Genomic DNA, 19,448 nt, shown 5'->3' on the forward strand with positions numbered 1-19,448 from the left:
CTGGTAGCAAGTTTGCCGTCAAAACTGCCCGCCATATGGCGGGCAGTTTTCATTTGCGCTACCGGAATATGTGGTGGCAGCAGGGATCGAGTATCTGCGCTTGAACCAGTAACGTTGAAAATATTTTCTTTATGCTATGCTGTGCGCACTTTCGGGATTATATGCTGTCGTGCGACGCTTATCTTTTTGATTGAAGTAGAATCTGCTGCACCGATGTCCGCTACGGATGCCGGTGCGGGGTTTGGGGCGGATGGGCGATGGCCGATAGTATTGGCCTCATGTATATTTTGAATTGCAATTTAGAATTACTATAAATTGCAATGAAACAAAAAATACTGCAGAATAAATGCGGCCGATGGCGCTGTATTGAATCGCCGCCGCACAAAACAGAGGTGCTTGCGCAGACGGTCCGTGTGTGATGTCCGCCCCACTTGGTTGAAGACAGCATCGCTTGAAAGCCGGGGGGAGTAGGATTTTTGGTAAAAGAATTGTAAAAAACAATCAAATCTTCAAAAAAATCACCTCAGTCGCGTTACAATTGGATAGAATTTAACTGTTCAGTTATATTTTTCAACTCACACAAGGAAATATCATGGATCTGTCCAGCTTATCCCTGTCCGAACTGCGCACCTTGCAGGACGACATCAAGAAGCAAATGAAGAAACGCGAACAGGACGATCTGTCCAAGGCGCGCGAACAAATCCTGGCGATCGCTCAGAGCGTCGGCGTTTCCGTGAAAGATCTGGTTGGTACGGGTATCCGCGCTAAAACCGGCACGGTTGCAGTGCGCTATCGCAATCCGGATGATGCGACGCAACAATGGACTGGCCGTGGCCGTCAACCGAAATGGGTCAAAGAATGGACCGATTCGGGCAAGTCGCGTGATCTGCTGAAGGTGTAATGTAATACGCCATTCATTCGGATGCTTGTCCTGTGGAGTAGTGCAGGGGTAATACCAGGCAGCACGCAAGCATCCGGAACTTTCCTCGTGATCGTCTTTGGCCAGGCAGGCAAAGCTGATTCACATCGCTTATCTTCCCGGTATTTTCGTCAATACCAGTCTTATTTCCGCCGTATCTCTTCCTTTCCCTGTTTTTATCCCGTTACGTTGTGCATTTCCGCTTGCCGCAGGCAATCGGCAAAATAAAACCCGGCATATAGCCGGGCTTGTTGGTATTGGCGCAGCACGCTGCGCGCAGTGCCGGATCAGCGGCGGTGCGATTTCATTGCCGCTTGCACTTCGCGCGCGCCATCGCGGTCGCGTTCCGCAGCCCGTTTGTCGTGCTGCTTCTTGCCTTTGGCCAGGCCGATTTCGCATTTCACGCGGCCGCCCTTGTAGTGCAGGTTGAGCGGGACCAGGGTGTATCCGGAGCGTTCCACCTTGCCGATCAGTTTATCCATTTCCGTGCGGTGCAGCAGCAGCTTGCGCGTGCGTACGGCTTCCGGATGGATGTGGGTGGAGGCGGTCGGCAGGGCGCTGATGTGCGCGCCGAACAGGAAGAGTTCATCGCCGCGGACGACGACGTAGGCTTCCTTGATTTGTACGCGGGCGTCGCGGATGGCTTTGACTTCCCAGCCTTCCAGCACGATGCCCGCTTCGTAGCGATCCTCGATAAAGTAGTCGTGGAAGGCTTTTCTGTTGTCTGCTATGGTCATGAGATGGTAAATGTGCGCGGGTCGGTTAAACTACTGTCTCGCGCAAGCGCGATAAAATCAAATGTATCCAACATCATAGCAAATGGTTCTTCAATGGCAGTAGTACATAAATCAGTTTTTCTCGGCTATAGCGCCGAACAAATGTTCGCGCTGGTGGCGGCGGTGGAGGATTATCCCAAATTCCTGCCCTGGTGCGGTGCGGTCGAGATTCGCGAGCGGGGCGAGAACACGGTTGTCGCCAGCGTGGGCATACATTACCACGGCGTTCGCCAAAGCTTCACCACGTCCAACGAGAACGTGCCGCCGTCATCCATCAAGATGAAGCTGGTGGACGGCCCTTTCAAGACCCTAGATGGCGTGTGGACCTTCAAGGCCCTGCGTGAAGATGCCTGCAAGATCGAACTGGACCTGCACTACGAGTTTTCCAGCCGCGTACTCGAGCAGATCATCGGCCCCGTCTTCGGCATGATCGCCAACAGCATGGTCGATTCCTTCTGCAAGCGCGCGGAGACCGTGTATGGCTGACGCCAGCATCCACGTGCAAGTCTGCCACGCCTTGCCGGATAGCAGCTTCCTGCGCGCCTTGACGGTGCCTGCAGGCACCACCATCGAACAGGCGGTGGCGCAGAGCGGCTTGCTGCAGGCCATCCCCGGCATCGACCTTGCCGTCAATATGGTGGGCATTTATGGCAAGAAGAAGCCGCTCGATACGGTATTGCACGAACATGACCGGGTGGAAGTGTACCGTCCCTTGCAGGCGGACCCGAAAGAGGCGCGCCGGCGCAGGGCTGGCGGCAAGCCTGCCAAGGGCTGAGCGGGCAGGGTGGCCGCTGCCTGGCGCGCGCCATTTTTGGCTATTTTCAAATATCTTTTCTATGCTGCAAGGACGGAGGGCGCTTTTTTCTGTATAATCTGCTTTTGCGCCAATAGGAAATGCTATGCGTCTACTTCAAAAAGCACTCACATTCGATGACGTGCTGCTCGTCCCAGCCTACTCCAACGTTCTGCCCGCCGATACGTCCCTCAAAACTCGCCTGACCCGCAACATCACCCTGAATATTCCCTTGCTGTCCGCAGCCATGGATACGGTGACGGAAGCCCGTCTGGCGATCGCGATGGCCCAGGAAGGCGGCATCGGCATCATCCACAAGAATTTGAATCCGAAGGACCAGGCACGTGAAGTGGCCCGCGTAAAGCGTTTCGAAGCAGGTGTGCTGCGTGATCCGATCACGATTCCGCCGGAAATGAAAATCCGCGACGTGATCGCGCTGACGGAACAATACGGCATCAGCGGTTTCCCTGTCGTTAAAGGCAAGGAAGTCGTCGGTATCATCACCAACCGCGATTTGCGTTTTGAGCAGGAACTCGACGCGGAAGCTTCCGCCAAGATGACCCCGCGCGAAAAGCTGGTGGTCGTCAAGGAAGACGCCGATACGGCCGAAGCCAAGCGCCTGATGAACAAGCACCGCCTCGAGCGCGTGCTGGTCGTCAACGACGCGTTTGAGTTGCGCGGCCTGATCACCGTCAAGGATATCCAGAAGTCGACCTCGCACCCATTCGCGTCGAAAGACAGCCAGGGCAAACTGCTGGTCGGCGCTGCCGTCGGCGTGGGCGCCAAGGATGAAGAGCGCATCGACCTGCTGGTCGCTGCCGGCGTCGACGTGCTGGTGGTCGACACGGCCCACGGCCACTCGCAAGGCATCCTCGACCGCGTACGCTGGATCAAGACCAAGTATCCGCAAGTCGAAGTGATTGGCGGCAATATCGCTACGGCCGCTGCCGCCAAGGCGCTGGTCGAATACGGCGCCGATGCGGTCAAGGTCGGCATCGGTCCTGGCTCGATCTGCACCACGCGTATCGTCGCTGGCGTAGGCGTGCCGCAAATCACGGCCATCTCGAATGTGGCCGAAGCACTGGAAGGCACGGGCGTGCCATGTATCGCCGACGGCGGTATCCGCTTCTCGGGCGATATCTCGAAAGCGCTGGCCGCTGGCGCCTCGACCGTCATGATGGGTTCGATGTTTGCCGGTACGGAAGAAGCACCGGGCGAAGTGATCCTGTACCAGGGCCGCAGCTACAAATCGTACCGCGGCATGGGTTCGCTGGGCGCGATGTCCGATGGTTCGGCTGACCGCTATTTCCAGGACGCCACCATGAAGGCCGACAAGTTCGTGCCTGAAGGTATCGAAGGCCGCGTCGCCTACAAGGGCAGCGTGCTGGCGATCATTTTCCAGCTGGTGGGCGGCGTGCGTCAATCGATGGGTTACTGCGGTTGCGCCACCATCGACGAACTGCGCGAAAAAGCGGAATTCGTGGAAATCACCTCGGCCGGCATGCGCGAGTCGCATGTCCATGATGTGCAGATTACCAAGGAAGCGCCGAATTACCGTTCCGAGTAAATAGCGACACACCAGACCGGCGCCTAGTGCGCCGGTTTTGTAATGACCTCAGATAAAGTCCCCATCATGCATTCTAAAATCCTCATTCTCGATTTCGGTTCCCAAGTCACCCAGTTGATCGCCCGCCGCGTGCGCGATTCCGGCGTGTTTTCCGAAGTCTTCCCGTATGACGTCAGCGACGAGTTCGTGCGCAACTACGGTGCCGCCGGCGTGATCCTGTCGGGCAGCCACAATTCCACCCTGGACGGCGACTCGCCGCGCGCGCCGCAAGCCGTGTTCGAGCTTGGCGTGCCCGTGCTGGGCATCTGCTACGGCATGCAAACCATGGCGGCTCAATTGGGCGGCAAAGTGGAAAACGGTCTGGTGCGCGAATTCGGCTACGCCGAAGTGCGCGCCCGCAGCCATACCAAGCTGCTCAACGGTATTGCCGACTTCGTTACCGACGAAGGCCATGGCATGCTGAAAGTGTGGATGAGCCATGGCGACAAGGTGCTGGAAATGCCGCCAGGCTTCAAACTGATGGGCAACACTCCGAGCTGCCCGATCGCCGCCATGGCCGACGAAGAGCGCCAGTTCTACGGCGTGCAATTCCACCCGGAAGTGACGCACACGGTGCAGGGCAAGGCCATGCTCGGCCGTTTCGTGCATGAAATCTGCGGCTGCAAGTCGGACTGGAACATGCCCGATTACATCAGCGAAGCGGTGGAAAAGATCCGCGCGCAAGTGGGCACCGACGATGTCATCCTGGGCCTGTCCGGCGGCGTCGATTCCTCCGTCGCGGCAGCGCTGATCCACCGCGCCATCGGTGACCAGCTGACCTGCGTCTTCGTCGACCACGGCCTGCTGCGCCTGGACGAAGGCAAAATGGTGATGGACATGTTCGCCAAGAACCTGGGCGTGAAAGTCATCCGCGTCGATGCGGAAGAGCAGTTCATGGGCCACCTGGCCGGCGTCACCGATCCTGAGCAAAAGCGCAAGATCATCGGCCGCGAATTCGTCGAAGTCTTCCAGGTCGAATCGGGCAAGCTGGTCAACGCCAAATGGCTGGCGCAAGGCACGATTTACCCGGACGTGATCGAATCGGCCGGCAAAGGTAAAAAAGGCCAGACCATCAAGAGCCACCACAACGTGGGCGGCTTGCCGGACACCATGAAGCTGAAATTGCTCGAGCCGCTGCGCGAACTGTTCAAGGACGAAGTGCGTAAACTGGGCGTGGCCCTGGGCTTGCCGCATGACATGGTCTACCGCCACCCATTCCCGGGCCCGGGCCTCGGTGTGCGCATCCTCGGCGAAGTCAAGAAAGACTACGCCGACCTGCTGCGCCGCGCCGACGCCATCTTCATCGAAGAGCTGCGCAACACGCCGTATGAGCCGGTCGTGGTTCCTGGTTTCGACCAGGATAGCGTTCCGACCAACTGGTACGAAGCGACCAGCCAGGCGTTTGCCGTCTTCCTGCCCGTCAAATCGGTGGGCGTGATGGGCGACGGCCGCACCTACGAATACGTGGTGGCCCTGCGCGCCGTGCAAACGCAGGACTTCATGACGGCCCACTGGGCACACCTGCCGCACAGCCTGCTGGGCAAGGTCTCGAACCGCATCATCAATGAAGTGCGCGGCATCAACCGCGTCGTCTACGATATCTCGGGCAAGCCGCCGGCGACCATCGAGTGGGAATAATTTCCCGTCCGGCAGCGTAAGGTAGCGCCGGCCAATGAAACAGCCAAGCCCCTGATTTTTCAGGGGCTTTTTGCTTTTGTAAGGTACGGGCCACCGGCCAGCACATTGCCGTCAGACCGAGACGAGCATGGCGGGTCATGCAGTGTCTGTCATCGCAGCCTATCGTCTCACTCCTCTTTTTCAAAGATGCGGATCTTCGCGCCGCCCTGGTAGTCCTGCAGCTCCGTTTCGCCATCGATGCGTATGTCGCCCTTCAATATCACCTCCACGCTGATATCGACTCTTTTGATGCGAAACGTTTCAATGTCGGTTGGGTGTATATCGATTTCCATGGAAATCGAGGCGCCTGGCGCGATCGTGGTGAATTTCGTCTTCAGCGCCGGATTGGCCAGGCCGCGGCGGGCGTAGGTAACGGCGCCGGTATCGGTGTCGATGAATTTGACGATCGGGCCCGACTTGCGCAGGTAGTCGAGCGGAAAACCGATATCGCGGCTGCCATCGTTGCGGATGGTGACCAGCACGTCGATCGGCTTGCGCTCATAGACGCAGCCAGCGTTGCCCAGGCATTGCAGGGAGATGGAGAGGGGCGCGTGGGTGCTCGTCATGGTGTTTGCTTTCAATGGTAGTGCCATCAGCATGGCATAGATAAGGAGGCTCAGACAATATCGCATCGTATTTTCCTGCCAATTTTTTTGCTCAATAATTCCTGCGCTTCAATCGCGATATTCCAGCCGTGGCGTTTCAGGATCAGCGCGCCTTCCGCATACGACATGATCGATTGCGTCAGGTCTTGCGGCGAGGTGCCGTTGACGTGGCAAACGATGGGCGCGTCGAGTGTGCCGTCCGGCTTGAAATAGCGTACCGTTTCTTCGAACTCCGTGTACGAGTATTCGTCGGGCATGCCGACGCAATGTCCGAATTCATGCGCATACGTGGTCAGTTCCGTTGCCAGCGACACGTTCATCACGTCGCCGGTCACGTTTTCGCGGTCATAGCGCTTGTGGATCTGCAGCGTGTAGTGCTGATTCTCGTCAACCCAGAGGACGCGGAAAACCACGGGCAACACCTTTTGTCCGCATTGCGGATCATTGATTTCAAGCCGGAACTTGTTGTTCCAGTTGCCTTCGATGCCGGCCGTCGCGTTTTTCTGCGCCAGCGCCACCACGTAGGCGCGCTGCTTGACGCGCAGCGCCGCCGATTCCGTGCCCTTGTCGCTCTCTTCCAGCGCCTGTCCTGCAGCGTCCAGTACCGTGATGGCCTTGAAACGCACTTCCACCACCACCGGACCGTCCGATTTTGCCGGCACGTACAGCTTGAACCAGATCTTGTCCCTGTATTTGTGCGGCGTGCCGTCGTGCTGGTAAGGCTGGGCATAGCGGCCATACGAGGGACCGGCGATTTCCTTTTCATAGTCCGCGATCCAGCAGGCCGGCAGCTTGACCAGCACTTCCTTGCGGCGCTTGTTGTCCACCGGCGTCGTGCTGGAGTCGCCTGCCGGCTTGTATTTCGGTTCCGGCGGGGTGCTGGTTCTGGCTGCCGGCTGCCCTGGCGAACCTGGTACCGGCGCCGGCGCCGGCGCTGTAGAGGGGGCAGGGTCGGGTGCCGGTGCCGATGCCGAACCCTGGCCGCCCATCGTTTTCAGCAGCTCGATCACCAGCGCCTCGGCGGCCGCCGCTGCAATCACGTGCGTCAAGCCCTTTTCGTCGGTCATGCCGCTCTCATAGCTGCCATCTTCGCGCTTGATGCGGTAGGGCTGGCGCGGCATCGGTTCGCCCGTGTCGCGGTCGCGCAGCACAAAGCCTTCGTCGAACAGCTTGATGCGCGTGTCCGGCAGCGCCGGCAGCACGCCGGCCGCGCTGGCGGCGCCGTTGAGCACGTGCTGGCCGCCCTTGACCGTGAAATTGCCGGGACAGGTAAACGTGATATTGCCGCCTTCAAGCGTGATCGACGATTGCCCGGCCTGCAGCGTGATCTTTTGATTGGCCTTGATGTCGATGCAGTCGTTGACCGAGAGTACGGTAATGGCCTTGTCGGCCAGGATTTCCAGTTGTCCCGTATGCGCCTGCAGCGATACGGGGCCGTTGGCGGCAATCGCCTGGATGCCGCCGGTGTGGCTAAACAAGCCATGTGCACTGGCCGACACGGACGAATAAGTGTGGCCGGCCATCATGTGCAAGTCCGACTGCGTCGTCCACTGCAGCTGCTGGGCGGCAAATAGTACGGTCGAGCCTGGCGTAGCCCAGTTGATGCTGGCGGGCGCTTCCATCACGACCAGCGGCTGGCCGAATTTTTCCACCGGCTGGTCGGCAGCCAGCTTGCGCTCGCCCGCGCTGGCCTTCAGCGCCTCCTGCCCGCCCACGCTGGCCTGGTATTTGCCATCTTGCTGGGGATCGATCTGCTTGATCAGGTCCAGCTGGGCCTGTTTCGCGTCCTGGCTGAACAGGGCGGTTTGTTGTTGCGCGGCCTCGGCCAACGACTTGTTCAGTTCGGCCGCGCCTTTCAGCTGGGCCAACGCTTCCGTGGTGTCGAGCTGGGTAGATGCAATGCCCGCGCCAGTCTGTGCGCGGGCTGTGGTCGAGATGAGCACGCCTTCGCCGCCGCGCAGTACGGTCCAGGCGTCGGTGCGCAGTTCGAAGCCGCTGCCGCGGTAACTGCCGCGCTGCGCCGTGTTGGGTCCTTGCTGTACCAGGTAACCGAGGTTCAGCTGCGTGGCCGCGCTGCTCGTCGCCAGGCGGGTGCGCAACTGGCCCGGCGTGTCGTCGATGACCCACTGGTTATAGCCGCCGCCATCGAAATTGTGGCTGTGGATGCCGGAAATCACGCCCGCGTGATTGACGTCCGAATCGACGCCGGCCGCATAGGGCGGCGCGTCGCTGCCGGTATAGAGCTGGGCCACTACCAGCGGACGGTCCATGTCGCCTTCGATGAAGTCGACCAGCACTTCGGTGCCGATGCGCGGCGTAAATTGTGAACCCCAGTTCGGGCCAGCCAAGGCTTCGGCAACGCGCACCCAGGTGCCTGACACTTCGTTGCCGGGCGCGTTGCCCTGCTGATCCGTGTTGTGCGCCATGCCGCCGGGATTGGCGGCGGCGCCCCGTTGCCAAGCAAACTGGATGCGTATCTGATGGTCGCGCCCGGTGGTCGCCACGCTGTCGGGCAGGCCGACCACCAGCGCCGTTTGCGGCCCCAGCGCGCTGCTGGCCTGGCGCGCGGCGGTAGCGAGCGGCACGATGGCCACGCTGGTACGCGCGCAAGCGAAGGTATTGCGGTAGGTGCCCGCCTCGAGCTGGCCGGCGAGCAGGCTGGCGACATCGCCCAGGCTGGCCACTGTCGATAATTTCGACAAGAGCGTCGTCAGCGCGCCGCCAGCCGGGCCCAGGTTGTTGCGTGCCTCGTGCTCGACCCAGAGCACGGTGAACTGGTTGGCGCCACCGGCATACTGTTCGTGCTGCAGCAGCTCAAAGGCGTGGCCGGCCGCCATGCGCCGCACCGCGCCAGCGCCCGTGAACTGCTTGTTCTCCAGTTCCAGTGCCTGCAGCATGCGCAAGCCGTGCGGATCGGCGGCAGCACTGTCGGCATGGCGCCGTTCGCCGGAGCCGTCGTACAGGGGCAGGGGGGGCAGCTCGCCCGCCTGCAGGCTCGAGCTGTGTTCGGCGGCCGGTGCCACCAGTTGCTGCGGGTCCCAGCTGCTGATGCCGACCGCATTGGCCCGCACCTGGCGCCGCGCGCTGAAGCTGTCGATGGCGTCATCGGTATCGCTGGCGCGCACGCCGTGAAAGCGCAAGCCAGCCACGCCCGGCGTCGGCGGCGCGACTGCCTTGCTGTCGAAAATCACCAGCTTGTGCTTGGCCTGCTGCGCGTTCTGTTGTTCGCCTTGTTGCGCCGCGCCATCGTCTTGCTCGTGCTCGAAGCGCCAGCTCAGGCCTTCTAAGGCGAGCACGCGGGTCAGGAAGTCCAGGTCGCTTTCGCGGTATTGGGTCCAGACGGGGCGCGGTGTCAGTTCCTGGCTGACATCGAATTCGAAGCGCACCTGCGGATAGTCGGCGAGCAGCTCCGTGATGAGGTCGCGCGCATTCTTGTCCTGGAAGATATAGCTGTCGCGGCGCAAGCCCAGCAAGGCCAGGGCAGGCTCGAGGCGCAGCCGGTAGCGCGCCACGCCGCCGTCGGCGCCGGCAAAGCCGCAGTCGGTGCACAGTCCGTGCCAGGCGCGCCAGCTGCCGTCGGGCTGCAGCAGCTTGAGCGTGATTTCCTCACCGAGAAAGCTGGCAAGGTCCAGGCCCGCCGCCGTGCTCAAGGCATCGACCTCGAAGCGGAACAGCTCGTTGACCGCCTCGCGGCCCCTCATGCGCTCGGCCATCAGCGATTCGGGCAGGTTCGATTCCTGCGCCGTGGCCAGCGTGATCAGCCGCGCATGCTGCGACAGGCCGGTGCCGAACACGCCCTGAGGAGCTTCTGTCGTTGCCGGGCCGCTCATTACGGCAACGTGATGGTCAGGTTGGCCGTGCGCGGCGCCAGCTTGACGATATCGCTGTAGGCGTTCATCTGCTGTTCGGTGTTTTTGGCCAGCATGGTGCGCAGGCCCAGGTAGCCCAGTGCGCAGATCAGCGCGAATACCGAGCACAGCACCCACAGCGGCACGTCGTTGCGCAACTTGTGCGCGATCTGGTCGGGGCGTTCCGCATGTGGCGCAAAGCCCGCCTTCTTGCCCTTCATCTGGGCGATCTCGTCACCCAGGCGGGCCGTCAGGTAGGCCAGTTTTTCCGAGCCTTCGAGGATGTAGCGACCCTGGAAACCCAGCAGCAGGCACATGTGGAACACTTCCAGCGCCTGCAGGTGCGCGCTGCCGCGCGCGCGCAGCGCTTCAAGCCGGATGAAGAAGTTCTCGCCGGCCAGCTGGTCGCCGAACAGCACCAGTTGCAGCGGGCGGCGCGCCCACTCGTCGCGGATGGCATAGGGCGAGCGCAGGATGATTTCATCGACAGCCGCGCAAAATGCATACTTGGCCGCATCGATATCATCGGCCGAGGCAGCATGTTTTTTCGCCGCGTGCCCGAACTCGTCGAGAAACTGCGTCATCTTTCTGATGAAGTCGGCATTGTCTTGCGGGCCGCTGCCGTTTTTCAGCATGAACAGCGCGTAGAAACCGTCGTACATCAGGTCCGTCAGCGTGTGTTCGGTACCCGGGCCGGCCGGTACGCTCGATGCGTAAGCGGCGGAGCCGCCGGACATCAGGGAGGGGGCGTTTGTATTCATCGTTTATCTTCAGGAAGTGATGGCGACAAGTTCAAGTTTCAGATCCCGCATGCCGGACGGAACGTAGATGGAAATCGACTGGGCCTGCAGCATGCGGTCGTACATCTGGCCCTTCGCCTCGATGGTGAAGTAATAGGTATCGGGCCGCACCGGCACGGCGGCCGGCACCTGCGGCGTGTGCTGCAGGCGCACGCCGGGCAGGGCCGACAGCACGAATTTTTCCACATCGTCGGGTGCGCCGATCTTGAAGCGCAGCGGCACCACGTCCACCAGTTCCACGCCCGGCAAATCGGCCGAGACGCCCAGGTAAAACGCCGTCTTGTCGTCGATCTTGCCCGAATCGAGCTTGCCGTGATGGTAAGACGGCTTGACCTCGGTCAATGCAATGGCGAAATATTTTGAAGAGATCACCGTATCGAGCAGTTCGCGGATGATCGCGTGCAGGCGTGCGAACGACGGCCCGGGATCGGAATGCTGGTAGGCCGGCAGGTCGGCCAGCGCATGGGTTTTCGAGAACGTCATCAGCGCGCCGGCCAGCGCCAGCAGTGCTTCGTACAGGCGTTCCGGGTGCAGCGCCGGATGATGGAAATAATGACTGAGCGAGGCGAACGCCGAACTGGCCGTGTGCAGCAGCCAGAACGAGGACATGTCGCCGGAGCGAAATTCGATCACATTCTTGCTCGGTTCGCGGTGGTGGCCGTACAGGGCGTTGACCTTTGCCTGCAGCGCATCGATCAGGCGGCGCAGTTGCAGGAACAGCAGCGGGGCGCTGCGGATCGACAGGCTAGGCGGCACGAACGACGGATCCGGCTCGAAGCCGCCGGTCGACAGGCGACGCAGGCGCAGCAATGGAAAATTCACATACGAATCGCGCGGTTCCGATTCGGCCACCAGGCGCAGCGATTTTTGCAGGTAGGCCAGTTCGGCCTGCGCCGCATGGGTGTACAGGTCGGGCGTTTCCAGGTTGGTCTGGCCGTAGCGCGCCGCACCGTTGGGCTGGTCGGGCGCGGCAAAGTTGCCGCCGAAATGCTTGAAGGCGGGCAGGGCGGCATAGAACGTGACGGTTTGCTGCGATTGCAGCAGCTTGCTCAGGTCCAGGGCCTCGGGCAACTCATCGGCGCCGGGAGCGTTGTAGATTTCGCCGTCCTGGAACACCAGCGACAGTTCCAGCAGCCGCAGCGTGTTATTGCTCAGCGCATCGCGGTCGATCTGCACGTGGTTGACACCCCAGGCGTAGGGATGCAGCGCCTTGATGCTTTCGTGCAGGCGATGCTCATGGTACTGGTCTTGCTGCTGGAAGTGCTGGGGGCGCAGAAACAGACCTTCACCCCATAACAATTTGCTTGTAATGCTCATCGATTGCCCTTTTTTCCGAAGAAGTAAAAGCGCGGAGAACGCTGCCGCTCCCGGGTTATTTTGAAGCGCGATCGGCGCGTTGCCGGAGCGTCCGATCATTCAATCTTTGCAATAGGAAATTATGTGCTTTTTTCGCAACTGCAACAACATTAACATTATCTTGAAGAAAGGTGCGTACGGTACGTTTCCCGCATGGTGCCTGCCTTTGCGGGCGGTTGAAATGTGAGTTTTCGCGTATTTTCTATTGAACGGAGTCAATATTAAATCCATGTTAGTCTCGGCAAAAATACGAATTTAGCAACTATAAATTGCAAGTTTTTTAATGACCGCGTCATCTTTTTTTTGAGGGAAATCAGACCATGTCTCGCCAATTCACATTGCATTTTTTTGCCGCTGTTGCCTGCGCATTGACGCTCAGCGCCTGCAGCACCGCACCTGCGGTCAAGTCGGCGCCGCCGCCGCCCTCGCTTGACGAACTGATGGCAAAGGCGACCCAGGCCGCCAGTTCGGGCAACAACGAAGCGGCCATGGGTTTGTGGAAACAAGCCGCCGTCGAATTTCCAGCCGATAAGAATCCATGGGTACGCATGGCGCAGACCCGCTATGAGGCGGGCCAGTACGGCGACGCCATCATCAATGCCCAGGAAGTGCTGGTGCGCGACCCGGCCGACAAGCTGGCCAACAGCGTCATTGCGATCAGCGGACTGCGCCTGTCGACGCGTGCATTGGCCGACTTGAGCCGCCAGAATAATCTGTCCGGCCCGCTGCGCACCGAATCGCAGGACCTGGCCAAGCTGTTGCGCGAAAGCCTGGGCGAAACCGTGCTGGTACCGGCCCCGGCCGCAGCGCAGGTACGCGACAAGCCGCCGGTGCGTTCGCAGCGCAAGGGACAGAGCAAGACTGCTGACAGCAGTGCCAATCCCTTCGATGGTTTGAAGTGAAGCTGAAGCAGTAAGGCGATCTACCAGGGGCATCGCGGATGCCGCCCATTACTCGTGAAGGGATGTGTCATGTCAAAAAAAGAAAGTGTTCAAAAACGCCTGCAAAAGGTCCGGCCGCCACGCGTGCAGATGACGTATGACGTGGAAATCGGCGATGCGATTGAAAACAAGGAACTGCCCTTCGTGATGGGCGTCGTGGGCGACTTCGGCGGCAATTCCGAAGTCGAGCAAAAACGGCTGAAGGACCGCAAGTTCATCGGCATCGACCGCGACAATTTCGATGAAGTGCTCAAGGGTGTCGAGCCGCGCGCGGCGTTTGGCGTAGCCAACGAGCTCAGCGATGAGGGCGGCCAGCTGCGCGTCGACCTGCGCTTCAAGTCGCTCAACGACTTCCGTCCCGAGGCGGTGGTGGAACAGGTGGCACCGTTGCGCCGCCTGCTTGAAGCGCGTACCAAGCTGGCCGACCTGCGCAACAAGCTGGCCGGCAACGACAAACTGGAAGATATCCTGAACGACGTGCTCAACAGCACGGAGAAGCTGGCCCAGCTGGAACAACAATCCACCGCCAAGAAAGACTGATCCCATGTCCGCTCAACTGACCCCCGCGTCCGGCGCCGCCGCGACCACCGATATCGGCTTGCTCGACCAGATCGTCGAACAAAGCAAGGTTGCCAAATCCAGCGTCGAGCATGCGCGCGCCAAGGACCTGATTTCAGAACTGGTCAGCCAGGTGATGGAGGGCACCGTGGTGGTGTCGAACAACCTGGCGGCCACCATCGATGCGCGCGTTGCCGAGCTGGACAGACTGATTTCACGCCAGCTCAGCGTCATCATGCATGCGCCCGAATTCCAGAAGCTGGAAAGCAGCTGGACGGGCCTGCATCACCTGGTCGACAACACGCCCACCGGCACCAACCTGAAGATCAAGCTGCTCAACGCCACCAAGCGCGAGCTGGTGCGCGATTTCCAGAGCGCGCTGGAATTCGACCAGTCGACCATGTTCAAAAAAGTGTATGAGGAAGAGTTCGGCACTTTCGGCGGCGCTCCGTTCGGCGCGCTGCTGGGCGACTTCGAGTTTACGCGCCAGCCCGAGGACATGTATTTCCTCGAACAGATGTCGCATGTGGCCGCTGCGGCCCACGCACCCTTCATTTCGGCCGCATCGCCCGAACTGTTCGGTCTTGAAAGCTATGCCGACCTCGGCAAACCACGCGACCTGGCCAAGGTGTTCGACACGGTCGAATACGCGAAGTGGAAGTCGTTCCGCGAATCGGAAGATGCGCGCTACGTCGGCCTCACGCTGCCGCGCTACCTGGGGCGGCTGCCGTTCAACCCGGCCGATGGCGCCACCGTCGACGGTTTCAATTTCGTCGAGGACGTCGATGGCACCAACCACCAGAAATACCTGTGGTGCAATGCCGCCTATGCCTTCGGCGCCAAGCTGACGGCGGCTTTCGACGACTACGGCTGGTGCGCGGCGATCCGCGGCGTGGAAGGCGGCGGCCTGGTCGAAGACTTGCCGACGCATACCTTCAAGACCGACGAAGGCGAAGTGGCGCTGAAATGCCCGACCGAGATCGCGATTACCGACCGGCGTGAAAAAGAGTTGAGCGACCTGGGTTTCATTTCGCTGGTGCATTGCAAAAACACCGATTACGCGGCGTTTTTCGGTGCCCAGTCGACGCAGAAGGCCAAGAAATACAACACCGATTCCGCCAATGCGAATGCGGTGCTGTCGTCGCAGCTGCAATACATCTTTGCCGTCTCGCGCATCGCCCATTACATGAAGGCAATGATGCGCGACAAGATCGGCAGCTTTGCCGCCGCGTCCAACGTCGAAGATTTCCTCAACCGCTGGCTGATGCAATACGTGCTGCTCGACGATAACGCCAGCCAGGAGCAGAAGGCCCAGTTCCCGCTGCGCGAAGCGTCGGTGCAGGTGTCGGAAGTGCCGGGCCGTCCCGGCGTCTACCGCGCCATTTCCTTCCTGCGTCCCCATTTCCAGCTCGATGAGCTGTCCGTTTCACTCCGTTTGGTCGCGGAGCTGCCGCAATCGACCAAATCCTGATTTTTTCATCAACAACCGAAAGGAATGACATGGCAATCGACGTTTACTTGCAAATTGATGGTATCAAAGGCGAATCCACCGACACCTCCCATAAAGATTGGATCGAATGCAAGTCGGTCCAGTGGGAAGTGCTGCAGCCGAAGTCCGCCACCGCATCGACCGGCGGCGGCCATACCGCCGAACGTACCGAGCACAAGGATATCGTGGTCGCCAAGCTGGCCGACCTCGCCACGCCTCTGCTGCTGCAAAATTGCTCATCCGGTAAAACGATCCCGAAAGCCAAGTTCGAATTCCTGCGCGCCGACGGCCAGGGCGAGCGCATCAAGTATTTCGAGATCGAGCTGGAAAACGTGCTGATCAGCAGCGTGGCGCCGTCCGTCGCCGCTGGCGACATCCTCGGCGAGAACGTGTCGATCAAGTATTCCAAGGTCAAGTGGAAATACACGCAGCAAAAAGTCGGTGGTGGCTCGGGCGGCAATACCTCTGGCGGTTGGGATCTGTCGGCCAACAAGACGATTTGATCGACAACGGCCCTTGCCGGATGACGCCGTTCCGGCTAGCCGCCGACGGTGACTCCGGCTTGTGCCTGCGTGACTGATGCTTCTGAATCAAAGGGCCGCCGCAGGCCGCCCTTTTGTTCCTTCCCACCGCCAACGACAGGATACCGATGAAGGGTTTTACGCCGGGGTTGTTCGACCGCCTGATGGACACGCCCGTCCAGGGCGCTTCCAGTAGCACCGTCTCGCGCCTGTCGCTGGAGGATTTGAAAGATACCGTGGCACGCGACCTGGAGGCGCTGCTCAACACGCGCACCGTGATACCGGAGGCGCTGCTGAAAAAATTTCCCGAATGCGGCCGTTCGATCGTCACCTACGGCCTCAATGATTTCGCCGGTCTGAGCTTGTCGAGTTCCGACGACCGCGCGTATATCTGCCAGTGCCTGGAAAAAGCCATCGCGCGCCATGAACCGCGCCTGCGCAGCGTGCGCGCTTCGCTGGAAATCCAGGAAGGCTCGATCAACCGCCTCAATTTCGCCATTACCGCGCTACTGGTGGTGCACTCGGCCCAGGAACCTGTCAACTTCGACGCCATCCTGCAGCCGTCCAGCCTGCATTACACGATCAGCAAGGCGCGCCGTACGGCGCAAGGAGCCTGAACTTGGAAGAATTATTGCCGTACTACGAACGTGAACTGGGTTTCCTGCGCCGCTATTCGCGCGAGTTTTCCGAGCGCTACCCGAAGATCGCGGGACGGCTGCTGATCGGCGGCGAAGTCTGCGAAGACCCGCATATCGAGCGCATGATCCAGTCCTTCGCGCTGCTCAATTCGCGCATCTCGAAACGCCTCGATGACGACTACCCGGAATTCACCGAGGCGCTGTTCGAGGTACTGTATCCGCATTACCTGCGGCCATTTCCTTCGTGCTCGATCGCGCGCCTCGACTACAGCGGCGCGGCGGCGCAGCTGACGGCCGCCACCGAGATCGCGCGCGGCACCGAGCTGGCGACACGCCCCGTCAAGGGCGTCGCATGCACCTTCCGCACCGCGTATCCGGTCACCGTGGCGCCGCTGGCGCTGACGCATGCGGCGTTTGCCGCCATCATCGACGCGCCCGAGCAGGTGCAACTGCCACCAAACGCCACTTCCAGCGTCAGCATCGTCCTCGAAGCGACCGCCGATCAGATCAGCCTGGCGCAACTGGGCGTCAGAAAGCTGCGCGTGTTCATCGACGGCGAGCCGTCGTTTTGCGCTGCGCTGCGCGACGCGCTGTTCATGCGCACGGTCAAGGCCTATGTGGAAGCGGACGACGGCGGCCGCTGGAACGCGCTGGCGCAGGTTCCCGTCAGCACCGCAGGCTATGCCGAGGACGATGCGCTGATCCCGTTTTCGGCCCGTTCGCATCCGGCCTACCGGCTGCTGACCGAATATTTCTGCTTTCCCGAAAAATTCAATTTTTTCGACATCGACCTGGCCGCGCTGTGCGCGCCGCTGCCGTCCGGCTGCCGGCGCATCACCTTGCACCTGGCCCTGGCCGGCCTGCGCACCGATTCGAATACGGCGCGCATGCTGGGCACCATGACGACCAATAACCTGCTGCTGGGCTGCACGCCGGTGGTCAACCTGTTCCGCCAGCGCGGCGAGCCGATCCGGCTGACGCACACGGCCGCCAGCTATCCGGTGCTGGCCGATGCGCGCCGCGCCTATGCCTTCGAGGTGCAGGCCATCGAATCGGTCAAGCTGGTGCGCCAGACGCCGCAAGGGGAGTCGGTCACCGAATTTCGCCCGTTCTATTCGCTGCGCCACGGCCAGATGCCGGCCAAGGACGGGCATTACTGGGTGATGCGGCGCGATGACACCGTCAGCGAAAAAAGCCCCGGCTACGAGACCGAGATTTCCATCGTCGACATCGATTTCGACCCGGCCGCGATCGAAACCGATACCCTGAGCCTCGAGTTGAGCTGCACCAACCGCGACTTGCCGGCGCAACTCACCTATGGCCTGCGCGGCGGCGACCTGTTCCTGGAAGGCGGATCGAGCGTGCGCAGCATCCACTTCCTGCGCAAACCGACCGAATCGCACCGCTTCGAGCGGGGCCGCGGCGCGCACTGGCGCCTGATCTCGCACCTGTCGCTGAACCATCTGTCGCTGTCGGGCAGCGGCCTGGAAGCGTTCCAGGAGATGCTGACCCTGTATGACTTGCCCCGCTCGGCGGCCTCGCAACGGCAGATCAGCGGCATTGCCGGGATCGACCACAAGGCGGCCAACGCCTGGCTGCCCGGCAATCCCTTCGCCTGTCTGGTGCGCGGCCTCGAAGTGCGGCTGACGCTCGACGAGGAAGCTTTCGTGGGCAGCGGCATCCATGCGTTTGCCCATATCGTCGAGTGTTTTCTCGGCCTGTACGTGCATGCCAACAGTTTCACGCAACTGGTGGTGCTGTCGAAAAAATCGGGAGAGGAGTTGTTGCGATGCAAACCACGCAGCGGCGATTTGAGCCTAGTGTAATCGAGCGCCTGTTCGCCGAGCCTTACCGCTTCCAGTACTTCCAGGCAGTGCGCATGCTCGAAATCTGGCTGGTTCGCAACGGCATGGCGCGCGAGGGCGCGGTGGCCAACTACCTGCGCTTTCAAAATTCGGTGTCGCTCAATTTCGCGCCCAGCCAGCTTGAAGCCGTGCAGGCCGAACCGCGCGAGCTGGGCGCCCTGGCGGCCGACATGCGCGCGCTGGGTGAGGCCGTGCGGGGCGGCGGACTGAAATACGTGCGCATCACGCCGGCCTTCATGGGCTTTCTCGGCGTGGCCGGCGCGCTGCCCGCCCATTACACGGAACGCATCGCCGCGCACCAGCTGTATGAAAAGGACGAAGGACCGCGTGCTTTTCTCGACACTTTTTCCAGCCGCGCGCTGGCGCTGTTCTACGAAGCGTGGCGCAAGTACCGCCTGGAACTCAAATACCAGCTCGATGGCAGGGACAAATTCCTGCCGCTGCTGCTGTCGCTGGCAGGCCTGGGCCATGCGTCGCTATGCCAGCGCCTGTACGACGATGGCGATGGCGTCCTCGACGAGTCGGTGGGATTTTTTGTCGCGGCCATGCGGCACCGGCCGCCATCGGCGGTGGCGATCGGCCAGGTATTGTCCGCGTATTTCGGCCAGAGCATCAAGGTGACCCAGTTTGTCGGCTGCTGGTACGACGTGCCGCGCGACCAGCAAAGCAGCCTCGGTGGCATGAACGCGATGCTGGGTTCGACGGCGCTGGTCGGCGCGCGCGTCTGGCAGCGCGATTTGCGCATGCGCCTGGTGGTCGGGCCGCTGGCGCGCGCCCATTTTGACGCCTTTTTGCCGGGCGGGGCGGCCGCGCGCGCGCTGGAAAAAATGCTCACCATGTTTACCGGCCTGTGCCTCGAATACGAAGTGCAGCTGGTGCTGCGCGCCGAGGATGTGCATGGCGTCACCCTGGAGCAGCCGCGCAGCGGCGGGCGGCTGGGCTGGGACAGTTTCCTGATCACCGCCGGCGCCGCGCAGGACCGTGGCGACGTGCGCTACGAACTGCATACGCTGGCATGAACTATCTTTCTTTTTTATCCGTTTCCACACAAGGACC

At 60.9% G+C, this 19,448-nt stretch carries 17 protein-coding genes; 12 read left to right on the plus strand and 5 right to left on the minus strand.

The annotated features are described in order from the left end of the window. Positions 1–592 precede the first annotated feature (592 nt). Positions 593–901 carry an H-NS family nucleoid-associated regulatory protein gene (locus KO538_RS12135; protein WP_010397665.1) on the plus strand — a complete coding sequence of 103 codons (309 nt, stop codon included), beginning with the start codon at positions 593–595 and terminating at the stop codon, positions 899–901. Between the two features lie 305 nt (positions 902–1,206). On the opposite strand, the gene smpB is transcribed toward KO538_RS12135, so the two are convergent. Next, positions 1,207–1,656, minus strand: coding sequence for an SsrA-binding protein SmpB (gene smpB, locus KO538_RS12140; protein WP_034752217.1), 450 nt, complete (start codon positions 1,654–1,656; stop codon positions 1,207–1,209). A gap of 93 nt (positions 1,657–1,749) precedes the next feature. Between smpB and KO538_RS12145 the strand changes: the two genes are divergently transcribed. From KO538_RS12145 to guaA, 4 genes are all read left to right on the plus strand, one after another. Then, positions 1,750–2,181: a type II toxin-antitoxin system RatA family toxin gene (locus tag KO538_RS12145; protein WP_034752216.1), complete on the plus strand. Its 432-nt coding sequence runs from the start codon at positions 1,750–1,752 to the stop codon at positions 2,179–2,181. Beyond that, positions 2,174–2,470, plus strand: a complete 297-nt coding sequence (locus tag KO538_RS12150; protein WP_219328437.1) for an RnfH family protein — start codon at positions 2,174–2,176, stop codon at positions 2,468–2,470. The genes KO538_RS12145 and KO538_RS12150 overlap by 8 nt, the downstream gene beginning before the upstream one ends. A gap of 124 nt (positions 2,471–2,594) precedes the next feature. Further along, positions 2,595–4,055, plus strand: coding sequence for an IMP dehydrogenase (guaB, locus tag KO538_RS12155; protein ID WP_034752206.1), 1,461 nt, complete (start codon positions 2,595–2,597; stop codon positions 4,053–4,055). A gap of 66 nt (positions 4,056–4,121) precedes the next feature. Beyond that, positions 4,122–5,732, plus strand: a complete 1,611-nt coding sequence (gene guaA / locus KO538_RS12160) for a glutamine-hydrolyzing GMP synthase (RefSeq protein WP_035818203.1) — start codon at positions 4,122–4,124, stop codon at positions 5,730–5,732. 167 nt (positions 5,733–5,899) lie between these two features. Here guaA and KO538_RS12165 read toward each other — a convergent pair whose 3' ends face one another. From KO538_RS12165 to tssK, 4 genes are read right to left on the minus strand one after another with little or no spacing between them, the layout of a single operon-like run. Continuing rightward, a complete protein-coding gene (locus tag KO538_RS12165; protein WP_034752203.1) occupies positions 5,900–6,337 on the minus strand; it encodes a hypothetical protein in 438 nt (145 codons plus the stop codon). Between the two features lie 50 nt (positions 6,338–6,387). Next, a complete protein-coding gene (locus tag KO538_RS12170) occupies positions 6,388–10,206 on the minus strand; it encodes a type VI secretion system Vgr family protein (RefSeq protein ID WP_219328438.1) in 3,819 nt (1,272 codons plus the stop codon). Then, positions 10,206–10,985 (minus strand): type IVB secretion system protein IcmH/DotU, encoded by a 780-nt coding sequence (gene icmH, locus KO538_RS12175; protein ID WP_219328439.1) that lies wholly within the window; start codon positions 10,983–10,985, stop codon positions 10,206–10,208. The genes KO538_RS12170 and icmH overlap by 1 nt, the downstream gene beginning before the upstream one ends. Before the next feature lie 9 nt (positions 10,986–10,994). Further along, entirely contained in the window at positions 10,995–12,341 is a 1,347-nt protein-coding gene (gene tssK / locus KO538_RS12180) for a type VI secretion system baseplate subunit TssK (RefSeq protein ID WP_219328440.1), read from the minus strand. A 359-nt stretch (positions 12,342–12,700) separates the two neighbouring features. On the opposite strand from tssK, the gene KO538_RS12185 reads away from it, so the two are divergent. From KO538_RS12185 to tssG, 7 genes are all read left to right on the plus strand, one after another. After that, positions 12,701–13,282 carry a M48 family metallopeptidase gene (locus tag KO538_RS12185; RefSeq protein WP_257620308.1) on the plus strand — a complete coding sequence of 194 codons (582 nt, stop codon included), beginning with the start codon at positions 12,701–12,703 and terminating at the stop codon, positions 13,280–13,282. A gap of 69 nt (positions 13,283–13,351) precedes the next feature. Further along, positions 13,352–13,861, plus strand: coding sequence for a type VI secretion system contractile sheath small subunit (tssB, locus tag KO538_RS12190; RefSeq protein WP_034752195.1), 510 nt, complete (start codon positions 13,352–13,354; stop codon positions 13,859–13,861). A 4-nt stretch (positions 13,862–13,865) separates the two neighbouring features. Next, positions 13,866–15,350, plus strand: coding sequence for a type VI secretion system contractile sheath large subunit (tssC, locus tag KO538_RS12195; RefSeq protein ID WP_128139552.1), 1,485 nt, complete (start codon positions 13,866–13,868; stop codon positions 15,348–15,350). 29 nt (positions 15,351–15,379) lie between these two features. Then, positions 15,380–15,871 carry a type VI secretion system tube protein Hcp gene (locus KO538_RS12200; RefSeq protein ID WP_034752191.1) on the plus strand — a complete coding sequence of 164 codons (492 nt, stop codon included), beginning with the start codon at positions 15,380–15,382 and terminating at the stop codon, positions 15,869–15,871. Positions 15,872–16,017: 146 nt separating this feature from the next. Next, a complete protein-coding gene (gene tssE / locus KO538_RS12205; protein ID WP_034752188.1) occupies positions 16,018–16,506 on the plus strand; it encodes a type VI secretion system baseplate subunit TssE in 489 nt (162 codons plus the stop codon). Between the two features lie 2 nt (positions 16,507–16,508). Continuing rightward, the gene (gene tssF, locus KO538_RS12210) at positions 16,509–18,353 is read left to right on the plus strand and encodes a type VI secretion system baseplate subunit TssF (protein WP_219328441.1); all 1,845 of its coding nucleotides are present in this window, start codon (positions 16,509–16,511) and stop codon (positions 18,351–18,353) included. Beyond that, positions 18,317–19,411, plus strand: coding sequence for a type VI secretion system baseplate subunit TssG (gene tssG / locus KO538_RS12215; protein ID WP_072453894.1), 1,095 nt, complete (start codon positions 18,317–18,319; stop codon positions 19,409–19,411). The genes tssF and tssG overlap by 37 nt, the downstream gene beginning before the upstream one ends. Positions 19,412–19,448: the final 37 nt, after the last annotated feature.

The organism is Janthinobacterium sp. NKUCC08_JDC (assembly GCF_019345575.1).
GTDB lineage: Bacteria > Pseudomonadota > Gammaproteobacteria > Burkholderiales > Burkholderiaceae_D > Janthinobacterium > Janthinobacterium aestuarii.